Annotated in this window: 16 protein-coding genes and 2 pseudogenes; 10 read left to right on the top strand and 8 right to left on the bottom strand. The window is 53.5% G+C overall.

Going from position 1 to position 19,019, the window contains the following annotated elements; genetic code table 11:
• Positions 1–143: 143 nt before the first annotated feature.
• The 6 genes and pseudogenes from J4E70_RS16460 to J4E70_RS16435 form a co-directional block, all read right to left on the bottom strand.
• Positions 144–986, bottom strand: a pseudogene (locus J4E70_RS16460) (ketopantoate reductase family protein); the annotation flags it as partial.
• A 262-nt stretch (positions 987–1,248) separates the two neighbouring features.
• Complete coding sequence (locus J4E70_RS16455; protein WP_213890748.1) at positions 1,249–2,283, bottom strand: IS110 family RNA-guided transposase; 1,035 nt, start codon at positions 2,281–2,283, stop codon at positions 1,249–1,251.
• A gap of 393 nt (positions 2,284–2,676) precedes the next feature.
• On the bottom strand, positions 2,677–3,525 hold the full coding sequence (locus tag J4E70_RS16450; protein ID WP_213890735.1) for a class I SAM-dependent methyltransferase: 849 nt from the start codon (positions 3,523–3,525) through the stop codon (positions 2,677–2,679).
• 220 nt (positions 3,526–3,745) lie between these two features.
• Positions 3,746–4,396: an MOSC domain-containing protein gene (locus J4E70_RS16445; protein ID WP_213890734.1), complete on the bottom strand. Its 651-nt coding sequence runs from the start codon at positions 4,394–4,396 to the stop codon at positions 3,746–3,748.
• Positions 4,397–4,493: 97 nt separating this feature from the next.
• Positions 4,494–4,688 carry a DUF1059 domain-containing protein gene (locus tag J4E70_RS16440; protein WP_213890733.1) on the bottom strand — a complete coding sequence of 65 codons (195 nt, stop codon included), beginning with the start codon at positions 4,686–4,688 and terminating at the stop codon, positions 4,494–4,496.
• A 35-nt stretch (positions 4,689–4,723) separates the two neighbouring features.
• Positions 4,724–5,134, bottom strand: a complete 411-nt coding sequence (locus J4E70_RS16435) for a GFA family protein (protein ID WP_213890732.1) — start codon at positions 5,132–5,134, stop codon at positions 4,724–4,726.
• A gap of 168 nt (positions 5,135–5,302) precedes the next feature.
• On the opposite strand from J4E70_RS16435, the gene J4E70_RS16430 reads away from it, so the two are divergent.
• Positions 5,303–6,175 (top strand): LysR family transcriptional regulator, encoded by an 873-nt coding sequence (locus J4E70_RS16430; protein ID WP_213890731.1) that lies wholly within the window; start codon positions 5,303–5,305, stop codon positions 6,173–6,175.
• Between the two features lie 570 nt (positions 6,176–6,745).
• Here J4E70_RS16430 and J4E70_RS16425 read toward each other — a convergent pair.
• Positions 6,746–7,615, bottom strand: coding sequence for an NAD(P)-dependent oxidoreductase (locus J4E70_RS16425; protein ID WP_213890730.1), 870 nt, complete (start codon positions 7,613–7,615; stop codon positions 6,746–6,748).
• A gap of 280 nt (positions 7,616–7,895) precedes the next feature.
• Here J4E70_RS16425 and J4E70_RS16420 point away from each other — a divergent pair, with 280 nt between their 5' ends.
• The 9 genes and pseudogenes from J4E70_RS16420 (at position 7,896) to J4E70_RS16380 (ending at position 17,944) form a co-directional block, all read left to right on the top strand.
• On the top strand, positions 7,896–8,768 hold the full coding sequence (locus J4E70_RS16420; RefSeq protein WP_213890729.1) for a class I SAM-dependent methyltransferase: 873 nt from the start codon (positions 7,896–7,898) through the stop codon (positions 8,766–8,768).
• Positions 8,769–9,149: 381 nt separating this feature from the next.
• A pseudogene (locus J4E70_RS16415) lies at positions 9,150–9,446 on the top strand (IS6 family transposase); the annotation flags it as partial.
• Complete coding sequence (locus J4E70_RS16410; RefSeq protein WP_213890728.1) at positions 9,434–10,912, top strand: 3'-5' exonuclease; 1,479 nt, start codon at positions 9,434–9,436, stop codon at positions 10,910–10,912. The pseudogene J4E70_RS16415 and the gene J4E70_RS16410, both read left to right, overlap by 13 nt.
• A gap of 472 nt (positions 10,913–11,384) precedes the next feature.
• On the top strand, positions 11,385–12,698 hold the full coding sequence (locus tag J4E70_RS16405) for a site-specific DNA-methyltransferase (RefSeq protein ID WP_213890727.1): 1,314 nt from the start codon (positions 11,385–11,387) through the stop codon (positions 12,696–12,698).
• The gene (locus tag J4E70_RS16400; RefSeq protein ID WP_213890726.1) at positions 12,695–13,123 is read left to right on the top strand and encodes a DUF5681 domain-containing protein; all 429 of its coding nucleotides are present in this window, start codon (positions 12,695–12,697) and stop codon (positions 13,121–13,123) included. Before J4E70_RS16405 ends, J4E70_RS16400 begins: the two co-directional genes overlap by 4 nt.
• Positions 13,113–14,525, top strand: coding sequence for a phage terminase large subunit (gene terL / locus J4E70_RS16395; RefSeq protein WP_213890725.1), 1,413 nt, complete (start codon positions 13,113–13,115; stop codon positions 14,523–14,525). The genes J4E70_RS16400 and terL overlap by 11 nt, the downstream gene beginning before the upstream one ends.
• A 414-nt stretch (positions 14,526–14,939) precedes the next feature.
• The gene (gene dcm / locus J4E70_RS16390) at positions 14,940–16,169 is read left to right on the top strand and encodes a DNA (cytosine-5-)-methyltransferase (protein WP_213890724.1); all 1,230 of its coding nucleotides are present in this window, start codon (positions 14,940–14,942) and stop codon (positions 16,167–16,169) included.
• Positions 16,135–16,623 (top strand): very short patch repair endonuclease, encoded by a 489-nt coding sequence (locus J4E70_RS16385; RefSeq protein ID WP_343229472.1) that lies wholly within the window; start codon positions 16,135–16,137, stop codon positions 16,621–16,623. The genes dcm and J4E70_RS16385 overlap by 35 nt, the downstream gene beginning before the upstream one ends.
• 22 nt (positions 16,624–16,645) lie before the next feature.
• On the top strand, positions 16,646–17,944 hold the full coding sequence (locus J4E70_RS16380) for an MvaI/BcnI family restriction endonuclease (RefSeq protein WP_213890723.1): 1,299 nt from the start codon (positions 16,646–16,648) through the stop codon (positions 17,942–17,944).
• Between the two features lie 226 nt (positions 17,945–18,170).
• Here the strand turns inward: J4E70_RS16380 and J4E70_RS16375 are convergent, their stop codons facing one another.
• A complete protein-coding gene (locus tag J4E70_RS16375) occupies positions 18,171–18,680 on the bottom strand; it encodes a hypothetical protein (RefSeq protein WP_213890722.1) in 510 nt (169 codons plus the stop codon).
• Between the last annotated feature and the right edge of the window lie 339 nt (positions 18,681–19,019).

Below are 19,019 nucleotides of genomic sequence, written 5' to 3'. Positions count from 1 at the left end.
GGCTTTAGTCAAGCCAAACTCAGCGCCGTCGCTCGTCAACTCAACGAGCGACCTCGAAAGACCTTGCAATACCAAACGCCAGCAGAGAAATTTGAAGCATGTGTTGCGGCGATCAGTTGAAACCACAGGGACAAAGGTGCCATTCATCTGCCATTCTTGTGAGGCAGAAGAAGAGCATATAGAGCCGAGTTGATAGGTGCCTCGATGCGAGCTTTTTTTGAAAGCCTCGCCGCCGCTCCGGATATCCATTCGATTTCAAGAGGGCGACCATTCTCTAAATCGATCGCCGTTGAAGCCCTCATTTTCGGTGGCAGTGCTAGTGCAGCCGACCAAATTTTATCCTCGATGTTGTCAGGCAATGAGACTCCCAGGACGCGGCCGATAGACGCCGTCTCCGAGACAACTCTCCGGAACAATTCGCTGAGTTGCGGATTAGTTTTGATGTCATTCATGGTGCACCGGCTGGCGGCGGTGACACCTGAAACGGCCGAAAACAGAATGAATTTGGACCAAACATCGCGTTCGATATCACCCGTCGGGGGTGCTGATGATCCCGCCCCGTTAATCGCATTTCTCAAGGAGTCAATGCGCTCTGAAGGTCTGCTATCGCGTTCAGCAAAAGTGAACACATTGAACTCACCCGTTTGCTTGATAACGCCCGGTGAGGCAATTGTTGTCGACACCTGCGCCATCCCGTTTGCAACGTTGTGCTCAGGTAAGATTTCGGCCAGCCTATCTGATGCCTCAACGCCGTTGAGAAATGGCACAACAACAGTGTCGGCACCAAGCATCGGCATGCAAGCCCTTGCAGCAGTATCCAACGCATCACCTTTGACACCGAAGATAATTGCGTCAACCTCCCCGACTTCAGACGGGTTATCTGTCGCGATCCATGGGTGAACGCATTCAACACCTGACGGGCTCTCAAGCTTCAGCCCATTCTCAGCTATCGATGCAAGATGTGACCCTCTGGCAATCGTGGCAACCTGATGCCCGCTTCTCTAATTGGGTGTTTGGGTCAAGCTCGTTTTCCTTCTTTCTTTTGGGTTTTTGTCGCTCATCCGGGTCACGCTTCTCTTCGCAGTCTGGTTGATGCTGTGATTGCACCGCTGCACGCATATGTCGGATTGGCAGTTGAGAGCCCCGCTCTGAGACGCGCTTCTAATTGCGCAGCAGACATTTTCGGCTTCATCCACGAACCTCGTCCGGTGAGGACGACCCCGTTAGGTTGGGTGGTCGACTTTTAGATCATGCCATGCCTCCCACTTGTTCCTGACGGAATTCCGTGCCGTCGATCCACATACGATGCAGTAAGACAGCCAACTTGCGTGCAACAGCGACAACAGCTCTGCGGCGACCTTTGGTGCGCATCAGCCGCATGCCCCAGGACTTGATCCGCGATCCTGCCATTGTTCGCATAAGCAATGCATTTGCAGCAGCATATAGCGTCGCGCGGACATCTCGGTCACCTGCTTTCGATATACGACCTGGATTATCGTGCTCCCCTGACTGGTATCGTCGTGGTGTAAGTCCAAAATGCGCTGCAACAGTGCGGGACCGTTTGAACCGTGTGGGATCATCAATGGCGCCCTTAAAGGTCAATGCCGCAATGGGGCCAACCCCGGGAACCGTCATCAATCTCATGCAGACCTCATCGTGGCTTGCCGCACGTTTGACTCGTCGATCCAGTTCCAAAAAATGCTGATAAAGCACCACCCTTGCGTCGAGCAGGGGCACCAGGGCATGTGCGAGAACATCATCCATCTCGATTATAGGTCGGACGACACCATCAAAGCTGCCATGCTTGACGGTTTTGGGTAGACGAATGCCAAATATCTTCAGCAATCCGCGAGCTTCATTGGCCAAATCCATCGTCTTCTTGAGCAGTGCCTTGCGCGTACTCAGCAACGCACGAAGGCCATGGGCTTCGCGGCTCTTCATATGAACAGGACTGAACCAGCCGGTACGCAGAACCTGAGCGATGCCCCGTGCATCGTTTTTGTCGGTTTTGTTTCTCATCGCTGACAGGGCAGCGTTCACCTGCCGGGCTTCCATACAAACGACATCAAAGTTTGCTGCCTTCAGTCCAAAGTAAAGATGTTGGCTCATCGTTCCGGCTTCAAAGCCAACGCGTTCTATCGGATATTGAAAATGAGAAAGACACTCTGCGATGTCATCAACCTCGCAGGCCAGCTCACGTTCAAGGACAACCTTGCCCCTCGTATCGACGACGCAAAGAGCGCATGACCGCAGCGATACATCCAGTCCAACAAAATATTCCATCATCTATCTCCCTTGTTCACAGCAATCCTGTGATCCTATCGGGAGCTCGACCTCAGAACAGAGGTAGCCCAATTACGCATGCTCTGGGCCAGTTTAACCGCCAAGAATCCTCCGATCCCGCCGGTGGCTACAGTCGCAATTCGCATTTGGACCTCCAAAAGACATTCGCGCATTCATTATAGGACGCCGATAGGTCGTGTTTCCACCTAAATGGTGCCTAACTTTGATCTTCGGGGGGGCAATGAGATTCTTTACTAGCGATTATTTGCATCCGCTTCGGGCTCAAAGCGGTAGTTCGCTGCGCTTACTTCAAATGACTGCTATGCGGGACAAAACGGACATTGGTCGGCAACTGCCAATTATCGTAAAAAATGATTCATCAAAGGCGCCAATTCACTTGGTCGCCGAGCAGAGGAGCAACTCGCAGGGCGACTCGAAGCCGCTTTCATCTTCAAACTGCTTTAGTGCCTCAATGATCTCTGACCAAATCGCGGCTTTGGCGGTATCATCCATGCCACTCAGCATTTGTTGCATTGTCCCTGATGCCTCGCGACGCCACCTGACACATTCTTCGGCGGACCGGAATCGTAGAGGTGCGTCGAAAACTTCTTCTTCAATCTCGCTAAAGCCGGCTCGTTCAAATTGGTCCGCGAGTATGCCGGGCATACCTAGACTGAATGGTCCCGGCTGGCCGGCGATTGGGGCGGATAGACCGCGCCTTTCGCGGATAAGACGAACTGGTATTGAGAAGAACGGAGTTTTATCTGCAGTTGTGAAGACAACTGCAGAAACCCGTCCACCAGGTTTCAGTACACGACCGATTTCTGCGAGCGCTCGTTGCAGGTTCGGCAAATACATTAAGCCTAATCGAGATATCGCCGCGTCGTAGTGCTTGTCGGGCACGCTGAGTTCTTCAGCGTCCATGACTGCGGCCTTTAGTTGCTTCAGCCCCATTTTCGTGGTGACAAATGTAGCGATCTCTACGAACTCAGGCACTATGTCGGTTGCCAGAACCTCACCATGTAAGCCAACGCGTTCGGCGGCTGCAATCGACTGGCCGCCGTCACCGGCAGCGATGTCGATGACTTTGTGTCGGTGCTCAACGTGGGCAGCATCGAGCATTCTTTCAGTTGCGTTCTTCAGCCATTCGTTGATTTCAGGAATCCACGCGTGCCAACCCTTCGCCGCACGTCCCCATTCCTCAGTTACGGCCTTTTTGTAGGCGTCTGCATCGAAAGACATCTTGATAACTTTCCTATGAGATCTCATCAAAGCATACACTTTGAAAACGAGTTCATTGACATTCACTTCCCGTTGCGGACATAGCAGACCTCGAGAGACTGTCCTATTTGTCGGCTCCGAGCTTTGCGACGAGTTGGTCGCCATTGCCTAGATACATGTCAATATCGTGAAGCCGAACGGCGTCGATCCAGACAATCGAACGCCATTATGCCGAAGCCACTTAATTGGCCTCTAATTCCGAAATTCGCTCTGCAAATAAGTTTTTCAAGACCCCTGACAAGGCAGCATTCTGCAAGGCGCGCTGCATTTCACCCACATTTCGCTTGTCAAAAAAACGAAGCCGGTGAACTTCTTCAACACTGGGGGCTGTTACGTCGGTTTTCACGCGCTCAATCGTGTTTCCAGCCTCAATCGAGCCCTCTTGAAGCACACGAAGATAAAATCCGGTTTTCGCAGTGGCTATACAGGATTCGAGTGCTTTGGATGAGCCCAATTTAACTCCGAATTTAAAGCAGGGCATACGTGGCATCGTAACTTCGAACACAGCCTGACCAATGCTGAGTTGATCGCCAATTCGCACCTCGTTCTCGACCAACCCCTCTATGGTTAGGTTCTCACCGAAGTGTCCGAATTCAAACGGCTCTTGCCCATAGAGATCATTAAAAAAGGAGTAATGTTCGACCGGCGAGGCGAGCACCGCTTTATCCGGCCCGCCATGTGCCTTCAGATTGGCCTGTTCATCTCCGTCGAGATTAGTCCGACGGACCATGCACAACCCGTCAATTGGCTTTTTGTAGATGGCCGTAGGAACATCCTTGCCCATGTACCGGATCGTTCTTGGCTTGCCAACACTGATTGCCAGAACACGCATTCTCCCTCCAACCCCGGCGCACAACGAAGGCCGATCTGAGAGCCATGCATATCACAGTAGCCAAACAAATTCTAATCTCGCAGTTCCTACCCGGCTGTCATTCGGGTGTAACTAAGGTCTTTAGGTATTCCCGTGTTTCGCCGTCCCAAGAGCTGGGATCTTCGCCATGGGCAACGACAGCGTGGAGCTCCATCAGTTTCCAAACTTCATCCTCTGTCGCGGCAACAACCTTGCCCGGGCAGTCTTCCATGCCTTCGCAATCCTTGCAGGCGTATGAATATGCAGTGCTCATCTTGATCTCCTTCTCAGCTTTGAATCCGGCATGGCCTAAAATTCGGGAAATGTAGGAAGTTCGTCGGCAAATTTGATCCAGGGTTGCTGGTGGGAAACAAAGACATGGGTCTTGGGCTTGGCAATGGTGGGATCGTCGAGAGTGGCCGCTGAGAACCACGCGTCAGCGCTCCAGTCCTGGCCCTCGACTTCGTTTTCGGCAGCGTAGGTCAGCGTTGTCCCGCAATCCCCACAAAAGCCCCGTTTTATTCCCGGCGTCTTCTGGAAAATCTTGATCTCGCCTTTAGTTACTACGAAATCGTCAGCTGCGACCTTGGCCCAAGTGACAAAGGCACTGCCGAGCGCCAATTGGCACGAACGACAATGACAATGACCGGACCAAGCAGGCGGGCCGACAATTTGATAGCGGACTGCGCCACAATAACATCCACCTCCGAATTTTTGCATAGCTTCGCGCATCCTCTTTCTACTCGATAGCCAATTAAATCTCCCGCCTATATGGGAGGAAATCGGCTTCGCCCTCAGATTCATCACAATGTCAGTATTGCTTTTTTCACGTCTACGTGCGACTCAATAATTGTATCGAAACATTAGAAATTCTATTGTATGGACTGGATGAACCTTCCCCCTTTAAACAGCCTTCGTGCGTTTTCAGCAGTCGCTGAAACAAGGAGTTACACCTTTGCGGCGGATCGGCTCAACGTAACGCAAGCCGCCGTTAGCCAGCAAGTGAAGATACTTGAAAAACGCCTTGGTATCGCCTTGGTTACACGAATAGGGCGAGGTATCGAGCTGACAGGTCCGGGAGCTCTTCTTGCCCGGGAACTGGACCTTGGATTTGAAATTATTGGCCGAGGCGTGGAGCGCCTATCTGAAGACGCAGCAAACCGTCCCGTACAGGTAACAATGTCTCCGGCGTTTGCGGTGGAATGGCTGATGCCAAGGATAGCGGAGTTTCAACGGGAAAACCCAGAGATCACGCTCATGCTCAACCCGACGTCAGATGTTGTGGAGTTGAAGTCCGGTGGAATTGATGTCGCGATCCGATATCGCGACAGACGTCGACCTGGTCCGGATATCGAGCCAGTGCTGATCTCGGACATGATTGTGATTGGGGCACCATCGCTCATCGGTAATCGGGACCTGAGCGACCCGGCTTCTTTGTCCGACCTACCCTGGCTCCAGGAGCTAGGTACAAACGAAGCTGCGGAATGGTTCACCTTTCACGGTGTGGTCCCGGATCGGCCGTTAACCGTAAACCACATGCCAGGGAACCTCATCATGTCTGCGGTTCGTCGCGGCGACGGTATCACTTACACAGCGCGTGCATTTTTCAAGGACGATCTCGAAGCTGGAAAGGTCGTCGAGTTATTTTCCGAGACTCTATTCGGCGTTTACTACATCCAAACGCCACAAGAATATGAACGCCCGGCTACCAGGACATTCTTGGATTGGCTCAAATCCAAAGCGGAGACAGTATCGGCTTGAGCAAGCAATGTCTGGCCAGTCCGGAGTTAACAAGAATCCCGCGCCTCGTTGTCGGGCAAGCTACTAACTCCTCTCAAAACCAACTTTTGAATTCGAACTCTCATAACTTAGGCGTCAGATGGGTTTCGCGAGATCAGAAAACCAGACGTTCGCTGAGGCATGCTAAATTGGCAGTTTGGGCTCAAAGCGGTAGTTTGCTGCATTCTGCACTAATGACCGCGGTAGCGGGACAAAGCGGCCGCTTTGAACTTGGCAAGATACCTCCGACTCGCCCGTATTGACATCGTGCATCGTTGACAACTTTGGGTATTTAAGGATCACGGTCAGGATTGAGAAGTATGGAAGCAATGGGCCGAATCTTAGCCAGCAAAATACATCTATCTTTTTAATGCACGTCATGGCCATTTTGGTAGCTAAGGGCTCAAACCAGCCGTTGTTTGCATGATCATCCAACGGCTGTTGAGCGGGACTTTGTTTCCGTTCGTTGCCCAACGGGAACATTGCAAAACCAAGGACGTTTTGCTGGCGATTTCCAACCACCTATGCTTGCTGTAATCGGGCAATGAACAATCAGTTGTTTTGCCGGAGCGTTTTAATGACCGCTGCAGTTTCCTGTTTTCCGTATCCGGCGGCTTGTGCTCTCTTGACCCATTCGCGCATCAATGCCGGGAGTTCGCTGTTGATGCCAACAGAAACCGCGTGATTATACAGGCCAGTGACTGCCTCTCCAGCCACATCAACCGACGCGCCGCCTTTGGAAATCCTGTCGAAGGAGCCGGCTTGGATCGTTTCGGTTAGCGGAATCGCCCTGTCACCCGGCGGCAGGATAGAGGTGAATTCCGATACGGGCACCCCTTCGGCTTCACAAACCAGCGCGCCGTGAATTGACCCGAAAATGATGCCAAGAAGGCGCGACAGAAATGCAAGCTCCAATGTTGCCGCCGCACGGGCATTCGAACCCACGTATCGCAAGTCACCCGCCAAAATCCCAAGATCGGTTTCGCAATCCGCGAAGGCGGATTTTGACCCGGCGACCGCGATCCGGCCAGTGGGTGTCCCGATGTTTCCGGGCCAACACATAATGGTTCCATCAATGTAACCTGCGCCCCAATCATTGAACTTTGTTTGGCTGTCCTCAGATTCCTGAGGGGTGGATGTGCCGAGTTGAACAATGTTGCGCCCGACTACTGCGTTTGAAACCTGCGATGATTCAAACAGACTGTTTGTGGTTGAATAGTTCATAAGACAGATTACCGACCGCGGACTGGCAGCAATCGCCTCGCTGAGGTCGGATGCTGGCCGCGCTCCCCGGTCCACCAGTGGCTGCATCTTTTCAGCCGTGCGGTTCCAGACTGTCACTTCGCGCCCGGCTGCCAAAAGAGCGCGCGCCAGCGCAGTTCCCATCGCCCCCAATCCCACTACTGTAACGTCGCTCGTCATTTCAACACCCCCCAAATTTAGGCCACCAACAAACACTAGAATGGCAATGGCGTCACGAAAAAAGGCGTTTACCTCAATACTTCAAGTGCTTTAACCGACCCCGACCTGCGGTTCGCTACACGGGTGTCGAATGACTTTTGTGCGGGACAGAGCGAACTCCGAGCAAGAGAGATTTTCTCCAGTGAAGCGCCGTTCCAAATTGTCGAAGCAGAGAAATTTCATGGCGATTGGGGAAGCTACCATGTCTGTGATACTGTTCACACAAAGAGGAGAGTACCGCATGGCTTTGGACAATAAAGACGACACAGATTTTGTGAAATTCTGGAACACGGTTCTGGAACCCAAATTCACAAAGTACCGGCACATCTTACAGGGTGGGTTGTCACGCCATTCCGCGGCAGTGATCCCAAATTTGCCCATCAAAGAAGGAATGTCAGTGCTGGATGTCGGCTGCGGATGGGGAGACATGTCGCTCCAAGTGGCTGAGATTGTTGGACCAAAGGGTCGAGTTGTCGGCATTGATTGCGTCGACGCGTTCTTGGACGAGGGTAGGAAAGACGCCGCAGCAGGAGGACTATTGAACGCCGAGTTCTCCCGCGGCGATGCCGAGGTCGCTCTACCAGAGAATGAGTTCGACTATGTGGTTGCGCGTTTTGGCACGATGTTCTTCACAAATCCGGTAGCTGCATTGCGACGTATGCGTGTGGCACTCAAACCGGGCGGGCAAATGACACATATTGTCTGGCGTCGGCGTGAAGACAATCCGGCATGGCAGGAAGCAAAGAACATTACCCTTCGACACCTTCCGGCTCCGGGTGAAGACGCTGATACCTGTGGACCTGGTCCCTTTTCGATGGGCAATCAGGAGATGGTGGGCCTCATGATGAAGAGCGCAGGTTACGAGGACGTCACTTTCACTCGCGTGGACGAAAAGATCATGGTTGGGACAACCCCAGAAGAATGCATCGAATTCGCGTTGGCAATCGGCCCAGGTGGAGAGGTCTTCAGAGAGGCAGGAGAGAAGCTTGCCGAGGCCAAGCGCCCTGAGATCGAGAGTGAGATGCGTAGCTTCTTTGAGAACCAAGAACGGGACGAAAATGGCATTTGGGCACCCACCTCATCATGGGTGATAACCGCACGCAATCCCGCTTGACCGAAATTTAGTATCGGTTCCGCTCCGACAATCTTGCATTAGGTTTAAGATAGAGAAAACTGAGTCCGCATAGGGCTCAAAGCGGTCATCAGACGCTTTCAATCAGTTTTCGAAGCAAAATCGGCTGCCCGATGTCCGCTGAGCGGGGCAAAGCGGACGTATAAACTGAATCCGGCTTTACTTATTCAACTGGAATGTCGACGGTTCCCACAATGTGAGTTTGTCTCAGAGGCATCGCCTTGAACATAATCCCGACGCCGGTGGTCGCGATGCCTTCCCCTGTCATACCCTCAAACTTTCCGGTACCGTTGGCGATGACCCAAGGGCATTGTCAGACAAAACGGCCTTGAGGCGGGCAGGGCGGTTTCGTAGCTTTGCCGGATGACAAAACGCAGCCCCTTTCGTTATTTCAAGACCAGCCCTGAAATCATCCGCCTGGCGGTGATGATGTATGTCCGTTTTCCACTTTCGCTTCGGAATGTTGAAGATTTGCTGCACGAGCGTGGCATCGATATCAGCCACGAGACGGTTCGGTTTTGGTGGAATAGATTTGGACCGATGTTCGCAGCAGAGATCCGCAGAAATCGGGTCAGCCGACTGCGTGCATTCTCAAACTGGCAGTGGCATCTTGATGAGGTCTTTGTGAAGATCAACGGCGAAACGCATTGGACAAAGCGGCGGCAGAAGCGTTGCGAGATACTCTAGTCCAGGGATACCGCTGGCTTTTGGTCGATGAGTACCAGGACGTGGGCCCTGAGGAGTATGCTCTGATTTCTGCGGTGGCTGGTCGAAGTCTGGATGATCCTGACCTTCGCATAAGCCTTTTTGCGGTCGGAGACGACGATCAGAATATCTACTCATTTGCTGGCGCTTCAGTCCGGCACATCAGGCAATTTGAACAGGACTACTCGGCGAAACCAGTTTTTCTCACAGACAACTACCGTTCGGCCGAAAACATCATCTTTGCTGCGAACGCCGTCATTGAGCACGCCGCAGACAGGATGAAGGTTGGCCATGACATCACTGTCGACCAAGCTCGTCGCAAAGAGCCACCCGGCGGAGAAATGGCGGCACTAGACCCTGTCGTACAGGGCCGAGTGCAGATCCTTGAGTGTCCGCCCGGCAATGACGCACAAGCGATGGCAGCCCTGGACGAGCTGCTTCGTTTGTCGCGCCTGATCCCTGACTGGACCTGGTCAAAGGCAGCAATCATCTCGCGAGACTGGCGTAAACTGGCTCCGTTACGGGATTACGCCGAGGCCCTTGGTGTTCCCGTCGAGATCGCTAATGAACAGATCCCGGGCCTGTGGCGAATGCGGGAGATGCAAGAGTTCATCGGCACACTTCGCGAGGATCGCGGCCAACTGTTCTCAGTGGCTGACCTGACCAAAAAGCTGAACGCAATTCCAAGCTCCCGATGGACGAAACTAATAGGTGAAGGCTTGGGGATTCTCGCGCGAGAAATTGATGGCCGTAGTCTTCCCTCGGAAGACATCATCGAGTGGCTCGCGGAATGGGCGGGCGAGACATGGGGCGAACAGCGCGGACTGAAACTTCTTACAGCGCACCGTGCGAAGGGGCTTGAGTTTGACGATGTGGTGATACTCGACGGCGGCTGGGAGCGTCCCAGCAGGAATGAAGATCAGGACGCACCTCGTCGGCTGTTCTATGTGGCCATGACACGTGCACGACGAAACCTGACCGTGATGAGCAATGATAATCACGAGTATCTACCGACGCAGTCTCAAGCGATTGTAAGTCGGACTGTTAAGCCCGATTTAGCTTCCTTCCCCAGGCCGAGAAGATACTTTCAGTCAGCGGAGGCGCGCATGGTCGACCTATCTTTCGCCGGGCGCCAAGGTAACAGCCACCCAGTACTCGTCGCGACTTCAGAAGCTCGAATTGGCGACGCTTTGACACTTATTCGCGATCGAGACCGTTGGCAATTGACGGATGCCAAAGGCCGGAGCCTTGGTCGCATGGCAAAGAGCTTCTCTCCACCTGCCAATACAAAGTTTGTGCGCGGAGAAATCGCAGCGATCCTTTGCTGGCGTAAAGATGATAGTGACGAAGCGTTTTATCACACGATCAGGCGAGAGGCTTGGGAAGTCATCGTTCCGGAGTTGGTATTCGAAGAACTCTGAATTCGACCGCTCAGTCCACCCGTTGAATCCGCCCCTCGTTGCTGACCTTGCCTGCCAATGGAACGATTGCTCAATTGGTCGCAGGTACGGCCCGTTTCGCATCAGTCTGACATCAATTCGTAAGGGTAAAACAGGCCCGGTGAGGTCTATTTCCAGGCTACGAAACCGCGACCTAAACGACTCCAATTTTAGCAGGGCTTGACACAGTAGCTTTCACATATACCATATATTGTATGGGTATGACCTTTCCGGTAGCAAAGCGGCCGGTCTGATCGCCGGACGGCTCCCTGTGCGCTTTGCAGAAGTCCATGTCTCGGATGAGAGATGGCGGTACGCCCCGGATAGGGCAATTGCAACACGCGCTGGATGGCGCAGTTGCTCTCATTTTTAAAGAAATCAACGCACCATGTGGTGCCGCAGATAGCGCGATCGTGTGCCTGAATATGTATGCGATGCCCTTTAGGAGAACACTATGTACCTTGCCATTGAACATATAGAACCCGGAAAACTGAAACCATCATCCCGAAACGCCCGCACCCATGAGCGTCGACAGGTGCGCCAGATTGCCGAAAGTATCAGGCAGTTCGGATTTGCAAACCCAGTTCTGGTTGACGAAGCGAACATACTCATCGCCGGACATGGCCGTCTCGAGGCGGCTCTGCTGCTTGGGCTTGAGCAGGTTCCCGCTATCCGTCTTACACATCTTTCCGACGTTGAGAAACGCGCGTTGATGCTGGCCGACAACAAGATCGCGTTGAATTCCAACTGGGATGTCGACTTGCTTGCTACGGAACTTGCAGATCTCTCAACGATGAATCTTGACTTCGAACTTGATCTCACCGGGTTTGAGGTCGCCGAGATCGATCTGATCATCGCAGAGCAGGCTGAAGCTGGTGCCACCACAACTGAAGAAGCACCATTGCCAGACCGGTCACGACCGCCGATCTCCCGGCGTGGCGATCTTTGGCTGCTCGGAGCACACCGTGTTCTTTGTGGCGATGCAAAAGACCCTGACGACTATGCCGTTCTAATGGATGGTGAGCAGGCGAATATGGGTTTTACTGATCCACCCTACAATGTGCCTATCGTCGGCCATGTAAGTGGCGGTGGCCGGGTCAAGCATCGCGAGTTCGCAGAGGCCTCAGGCGAGATGAGTTCCGATGAGTTTGAGGAATTCCTCAGTGCTGCGTTCGATCTGGCAGCCCGTCACAGTCGTAATGGCGCTGTCTGGTTTGCATGTATCGATTGGCGCCATATCGCGGAGATGCAGCGGGCAGGAGAAAAGGTCTTCGATGCCTGGCTCAACCTCTGTGTCTGGGCCAAAACCAACGGCGGCATGGGTTCACTTTACCGCTCGCAGCACGAGTTGGTGTTTGTCTTCCGTAAAGGACGGCTAAGTCATCGAAACAATGTCCAGCTTGGTAAGTTCGGTCGCAACCGGACAAATCTTTGGCCCTATCCCGGGGTTAATACCTTTAGGGCCGGGCGCATGGAGGAACTGACGGCGCACCCGACCGCAAAGCCTGTCGAGATGATCAAAGACGCGATCCTCGATGTCTCAAAACGAGGTGATCTGGTGCTTGATCCTTTTCTCGGCGCCGGAGCCACGCTGATTGCGGCTGAACGTAGCGGGCGTATAGCGCGGGGGCTCGAGATTGATCCGGCATATATCGACGTGATTCTGCGACGTTGGCGGGATGAGACCGGTGGGGAGCCAGTCCGGGCTTCGGATAGTTGCAGCCTCGCGGAGCTTGAGGCCAATCAATTGGCGGAGGCAGGGCAATGAAAGATCCTGATAAGGATGAAAAAACCGGCTACGGAAAACCTCCGAAGGAGACGCGGTTCCGGAAGGGCCAATCGGGAAACCCCAGGGGACGCCGAAAAGGCAGTTGTAACTTCACTGCGGATCTCGACAAGATCCTGGATGCGCCGATGACCATAACTGAGAATGGTCGGCTAAAGAAAGTGAGCAGTCAGATGGCCATGTTGCTGAGGCTTCGGGAGAAAGCCCTCAAAGGGGACGCGCGTGCACTGGATCGTTTGCTGGGTTTTGCACAGCAGCGCTTCGAGGATCGGGAAGCACGTGCGACCGAGCGAGAGCTGGCGGCTTCAGAACAGGATATCCTCGCGCGGTTCGAGCAGGATCTACTGCGTCGCGCAGCAGACACATTGGCTTCGCCTGGCAGTAAGGACGCGCAAAATGACAGTTAATCATGACCGGCTTGCACTTCTCAATGCCCTGCTGCGCAGAGACCTCTCGAGTTTTATTGCACGGGCATTCGCAACAGTCGATCCGGGAAGTCCGTTCCTGCATAACTGGCATATTGATGCGATCGCCTGTCAGCTAGATCGGGTTGCCAGAGGTGAGATCACGCGGCTGATCATCACGATGCCGCCGCGATCCCTGAAATCGATCGCGGCATCTGTGGCCTTTCCGGCCTGGCTTCTGGGGCAGAACCCGCGCATGCGGATCCTGGCGGTATCCTATGCCGAAGGGCTTTCAGAGAAGCTGGCGCTTGATTGCATGAAGGTGCTCGAGGCACCCTGGTACCGCGCTTGCTTTCCAACGGTTCAGGTTGCGAAGGGCAGGGGGGCACGCAGTGATTTTGAAACGACAAAAGGGGGAGGTCGTTTCTCAACTTCGGTGAACGGCTCGCTGACGGGCCGGGGCGGTGACATCATCCTGATTGATGATCCGCACAAACCCGAGGACGCCGGGTCAGAGGTGAAGCGCGTTGCGGTGCTCGACTGGTATCGCTCCACGCTACTGAGCCGCCTCAACGACCCGCAGACCAGCCCGATTGTGCTGATCCAGCAGCGGGTGCATGAAGAAGATCTGGCCGGCGTGTTGCTCGAGCAGGGCGGGTGGTTCCATCTCGATCTGCCTGCGATTGCAGAGTATTCTGCCAAAATCGACTTAGGCCTGCGCGGAAGCCAATTGAGGCGTGAGGGAGACCTTCTGCATCCTGATCGACTGCCCCGGGACTTGTTGGATCGGAGGCGAGACGAGCTTGGGTCCTATGTGTTTGCCGCCCAGTATCAGCAGAGCCCTGCGCCGCTTGGTGGTGGTATCGTTAAGTGGGACTGGTTCCGGACGTATGATCGCGCGCCCGACCGTCAGGGAGGTGATAGGATTGTTCAAAGTTGGGACACAGCCACGACGGCAGAAGAGGCAAGCGATTACTCTGTTTGCACAACGTGGCAGGTGCGCGGTCAGTCAGCCTGGCTTCTGAATATCTACCGCGCAAAACTGGAGTTTCCGGAACTCCGGCGTCAGGTTGAAGGTGAGGCTCGAAGATGGAAAGCGAACCTGATCCTCATTGAACGCGCTGGATCCGGCATCCAGCTCATTCAGGATCTCCAACGCAGAACAGGGTTCAATGTGAAAGGGATTGTCCCAAAGCTAGACAAGGCAACGCGGCTTCTCGCAGTGACGCCTGTTATCGAAGGCGGGCGCGTTGCAATCCCGAAAGAGGGGTCATGGCTGGCTGAGTTCCGCCGTGAGATATCTCTCTTCCCAAAGGGCAGGAATGATGATCAGGTCGACAGTCTCTCCCAGTTTCTGGGATGGTTTACCCAGCCAGAACCTACGGTCCTAGTTGGCAGATACTGATGACAGCGATTGAATTTTGATCTGCGGCGAATGGGCTCTGGGGTCGGCCAGGTATTGGCATTGGAATAATTACTTAAATCTACTAATTCCGCTTCTGTAAAACGTAAAAAGTTCCTGCAGGATGCGCTGGTCAAGGGAAGTAAAGCAAACCTGAATTTGGCATGCATTTGCAGGGTTCGTTCCGGCTCCTTTGCAACGCTCGCACATTTGTCCAGTCAAACCTGCGCTACCCGGATAGCTTGATTAGAACCATATCGCCTGCCTTGACCACGTTGTTCAGTCGTTGCTCATCTCATCCTTCGTTGATTTTAGACAATTGTTTGCCATTTGTTCTTGGAAATAGGGAAGAAAAAATCCATAGTGTCAAAAAAATTCCCCGCGAGACTTAATGGCGGTGAAGAGAGGGAAAGCAGTATGATTGAATTTGACCTGTTGTTGCAGAAGGCCGGTCACACCGTCCCTGAAGCTGCAAAACTGCTGGGATATTCTGAGGGTCACATATATCGATGGAAACGCGGTGAGGAAACCCCGCGCGACAGTGTGATCCGGCTTTTACAGATGGAGATTGAAAGCCGTCAGTCACATTCTGACGCTGGTGACTTTCGCTTTATCGACCTCTTTGCTGGTATCGGGGGGCTGCGCAAAGCGATGGAGGGTGTTGGCGGACGCTGTGTTTTTACGTCTGAATGGGACAAGTATGCGCAACAGACCTATCTGGCGAATTTCCCGGATAACCGGCCTGTGGCTGGAGATATTCGTGAAGTAGATGCTGCGGATATACCTAACCATGATGTGCTTGTCGCAGGTTTTCCTTGTCAGCCGTTTTCGATCGCGGGGGTATCAAAGAAAAATTCTCTCGGGCGCGCGCATGGGTTTGATGACGAGACCCAGGGCACCCTGTTTTTTGATGTGCTGCGGGTTCTGAAGCACCACCGCCCGGCCGCATTTCTTCTTGAAAACGTCAAGAACCTGAAAAGCCACGACAAGGGAAAGACCTTCGGCGTCATCCGGCGCAAGCTGACTGAAGAACTGGGCTACACGTTGCACACGCAGGTTATTGATGCCGCGCATTTCGTGCCGCAGCACCGTCAGCGTATCGTCATGGTCGGCTTTCGGGATGCGGTGCCGTTCAGCTTTGAGGATATGATGATCCCGCTCAGGGGTCATAAACGCATGCGCGATATCTTCCATCCGGAAAACGGGACTGAAGAGCCGGAGGGACATTTTACACTCGGCCCCGACGCCAAGGTCAGCGACAAATACATACTTTCGGACAAGCTCTGGGCCTACCTTCAGGGCTATGCAGCCAAGCACAAAGCGGCCGGCAACGGATTTGGGTTTGGCCTTGTGGATGGTGACAGTATCTCGCGGACCCTTTCGGCCCGTTACTATAAAGACGGCTCAGAAATCCTTGTGAGCCGGGGTGAGGGCAAAAACCCCCGGCGTCTGACACCGCGCGAATGCGCCCGGCTTATGGGGTATAGCGAAGAGTTCCGTATCCCGGTGTCGGATACGCAAGCCTACAAACAGTTTGGCAACTCGGTCGCTGTCCCTGTTTTTGCTGAAGTGGCACGTGTCATGCTGCCCCATATCGTTTCGGTTATTGAGAGTGCGAACGAGAAATGCCTGGCAAGCGTTGGCTGACGTCCACGACACGGCAACCCGTAGCCGCAATATGGCGGCGATTAAAGGCAAGGACACCAGGCCGGAATTGATCCTGAGGAGCGGGCTGCATGCACGTGGTTTTCGGTTCCGCCTCCACCACAAGAAACTGCCAGGCAAACCCGATTTGGTTTTTCCCAAATATCGGGCCGTTCTTTTCGCGAACGGCTGCTTCTGGCACGGTCACGAATGCCATCTTTTCAAATGGCCGAAATCCCGCGAAGAGTTCTGGCGTACGAAAATCGGCGGCAATGTGGAACGGGATCAAAGAAACGCCGCTGATCTGCAAAGCGCTGGTTGGCGCATTGGGGTCGTCTGGGAATGCGCTCTGAAGGGCAAATGGAGGCGGGATACGGGCGACGTCATTGACACGGTGGCAACATGGCTGTCCTCTGATGCAAATAATCTTTGCGTAGAAAGCCGGTTAGTTGATTGAATCGCTGAGTAAGCTTTTGACGATGATGCAGAGCCACGGCGCAAACCGGTTCTACGCAAAGCAGCTTGCGCCAAATGACAACTCCAAAAACCAGGTCTATCTCGGAGGTGGGTTCGGCGCGTTGAACATCATTCCGCATGACGCGGTTACAACAGATGTCACCGTTCGGGCTGGCAGTGTACGTAAGCGTGACAAGGCCGATGTGAAGTTTTTCTGGATCGATGAGGAGGGCCTGTCAGAGGCACCCGATGCCCAGCTCATCCTTTATCCCAAATACCCTGAGGTCCGGATGTCGGGGTTTCTGAAGGGGTGCAGGCGTGCACCGAACGACCTCATGCGATCGCGTGCGGAGGGAAGAATTCTGATTTTCGGGATTTGCCCTGACGGACGTGTGCTTGGGTATGCTTCCGCGGCTGACCGACCGGTCGCCCGGGAACTGGCAGCGGCAGGCCAGTTGGAACGGACAGGTGTGTTTCTGGATCTCGAAGTGTTCCTTTCAGGCGGCGCAGATTCACGGTCCGTGTTGCTGGCCACCCTGAAACGTATTCATCAAAAGGGCTGGATCCCGTCACAGAAGATCGGCTCGGATGGTCGCCCTGCACCCTATTCAGCGCAGAACGGCGGAGGTTATACTCTTGAGGCCGAGCTTGGTGTGTCGCCGAACGGGTATGCGGAGCCGGATTTTCTCGGATGGGAAATCAAGCAGTATGGGGTGGGAGATTTCGTCAACCATCGCCCAAAGAGCCCGGTCACTCTGATGACCCCTGAACCGACTGGCGGCACGTATCGCGATAACGGCGTTGAGGCCTTCCTGATGCAATACGGTTACCCCGACAAATCCGGAAAAGTGGGGCGTATTAATTTTGGTGGCGTCTATGCCATCGGGCGGGATTTCCATGCTGATACCGGTCTTAAGCTCTCAATGAACGGGTATGACGTCGGAACCGGGAAGATGGATGATCTGGATGGGGCACTGACGCTGGTCGATCGAGGCGACCGTGTCGCCGCGTCCTGGGGATTCCGTGGGATGCTGGATCACTGGAACCGCAAACATGCGAAGGCAGCCTATGTGCCGTCGATCAAACAAGCACCACCGCCTGAGTATCAATACGGATCACGGATACAGCTCTGTGAAGGTACGGATTTTCTACTGTTCCTGGCCGCTGTGGCCAGGGGGCAGATCTACGTGGATCCGGCTGTGAAAATGGAAGCCGCCAATAGTTCGGCGCTGAAAATCAAGCGACGCAATCAGTTTCGGGTGAAACATCCCGATCTGGCAGCGCTGTATCGTGAATATGAGACAGTTTCGGTTGGAGCCTGACTGATTTACAGGGTCACCAACGGAGGGAAACGCACAGTCAACATTCAGGGTTGGATGGGCTGATCGCGAGGAGAATTAGGAACTGCCGACACAGAAAAAAAATGGACAGGTAAAGTTGGAAAACGGACTCTTTCGACAGGTCTAATCGAATCCTGTAAGTTTCTGAAAATTTGCAATTTAGCTCCAGCTACCCATTTGCTGTGCTACTTTTGCCAGACAAAGATACCTACACTAGGCCAAGATTGCCCAGAAATTCCCGATATTCAGTTTCACTGCACTCTCCTTGCGTGAGGTTGATGACCACCTCCACATGATCTGGCTGCATTGATTTGAAGCGCACCAACTCCTCTGCGAGTCTGGATACTGCTTTTATGTTCTCTGTTAACGACATCAATTTAACCGCTTTTACTTTTGCAGCTTTCAGTCGGGGTCTGGCTTCTTCAAAGTCTTGCTCGCAACCAACTATTGCTTCTTCTTCCGGAAAGCCTTGAGCAATCATGGCCCCATATCCGGCACACGTATAAACAGCGTCCGATTCAAAAATCCGCTCTGCATCATCGTCTCCGGTACTACGTGGAAGCAGAATTTTTTCTGACTCATGGCTCCCTAAGAGGCCTTCGTTTATACTTCGCAAAATCGAAAGTGTGCCAGTCATTCGATCCGGAAACAGACGAAAACAAGCCACGGCATGACCTGCCTCATGAATAGCAGTCGCAAGCGTTAATTGTTCACTCATCTTTGTAGCCTCCTTTGCTATTGAAGACTTTGCCGTCCGAAAACAGGCTTCGCTACATTAAAACAGGTAAAGCGAGTAAGTCGATTGAAGAGTAGTTGCACGTAAAAAAGCCTAACAACGGGCACAACGTCAGGTATCTGAAGGCTGATCAGTAGCAAGTCGGGTGGAAAGCTGACCTTCGCTGCGTTTTAGACGAATGTCTCAGAAGCGGACTAAGCGGCCTTATGCACCTGCAGCTATTGCTGACGCAGCATTTTTTCGCAGTTGCTGCTGTTTCTATGCTGGGATGCAGTCTGCGTCGTGGAAGCGGTCGTTTAAAGTTACAATCTCGGAGGGTAT

Origin of the sequence: Pseudohalocynthiibacter aestuariivivens, from assembly GCF_018457175.1 — a bacterium.
In the GTDB taxonomy this organism is placed as follows: Bacteria; Pseudomonadota; Alphaproteobacteria; order Rhodobacterales; family Rhodobacteraceae; genus Pseudohalocynthiibacter; species Pseudohalocynthiibacter aestuariivivens.
Note: the sequence above shows the minus strand (reverse complement) of the source record. Positions and strands in the feature narration are given on the sequence as shown.

What these genes read in the sequence shown, in the direction of transcription:
- J4E70_RS16455 (WP_213890748.1), bottom strand. Translation starts at nt 2,283, where the DNA reads ATGGAATATTTTGTTGGACTGGATGTATCGCTGCGGTCATGCGCTCTT.
- J4E70_RS16450 (WP_213890735.1), bottom strand. Translation starts at nt 3,525, where the DNA reads ATGTCTTTCGATGCAGACGCCTACAAAAAGGCCGTAACTGAGGAATGG.
- J4E70_RS16445 (WP_213890734.1), bottom strand. Translation starts at nt 4,396, where the DNA reads ATGCGTGTTCTGGCAATCAGTGTTGGCAAGCCAAGAACGATCCGGTAC.
- J4E70_RS16440 (WP_213890733.1), bottom strand. Translation starts at nt 4,688, where the DNA reads ATGAGCACTGCATATTCATACGCCTGCAAGGATTGCGAAGGCATGGAA.
- J4E70_RS16435 (WP_213890732.1), bottom strand. Translation starts at nt 5,134, where the DNA reads ATGCAAAAATTCGGAGGTGGATGTTATTGTGGCGCAGTCCGCTATCAA.
- J4E70_RS16430 (WP_213890731.1), top strand. Translation starts at nt 5,303, where the DNA reads ATGAACCTTCCCCCTTTAAACAGCCTTCGTGCGTTTTCAGCAGTCGCT.
- J4E70_RS16425 (WP_213890730.1), bottom strand. Translation starts at nt 7,615, where the DNA reads ATGACGAGCGACGTTACAGTAGTGGGATTGGGGGCGATGGGAACTGCG.
- J4E70_RS16420 (WP_213890729.1), top strand. Translation starts at nt 7,896, where the DNA reads ATGGCTTTGGACAATAAAGACGACACAGATTTTGTGAAATTCTGGAAC.
- J4E70_RS16405 (WP_213890727.1), top strand. Translation starts at nt 11,385, where the DNA reads ATGTACCTTGCCATTGAACATATAGAACCCGGAAAACTGAAACCATCA.
- J4E70_RS16400 (WP_213890726.1), top strand. Translation starts at nt 12,695, where the DNA reads ATGAAAGATCCTGATAAGGATGAAAAAACCGGCTACGGAAAACCTCCG.
- terL (WP_213890725.1), top strand. Translation starts at nt 13,113, where the DNA reads ATGACAGTTAATCATGACCGGCTTGCACTTCTCAATGCCCTGCTGCGC.
- dcm (WP_213890724.1), top strand. Translation starts at nt 14,940, where the DNA reads ATGATTGAATTTGACCTGTTGTTGCAGAAGGCCGGTCACACCGTCCCT.
- J4E70_RS16380 (WP_213890723.1), top strand. Translation starts at nt 16,646, where the DNA reads ATGATGCAGAGCCACGGCGCAAACCGGTTCTACGCAAAGCAGCTTGCG.
- J4E70_RS16375 (WP_213890722.1), bottom strand. Translation starts at nt 18,680, where the DNA reads ATGAGTGAACAATTAACGCTTGCGACTGCTATTCATGAGGCAGGTCAT.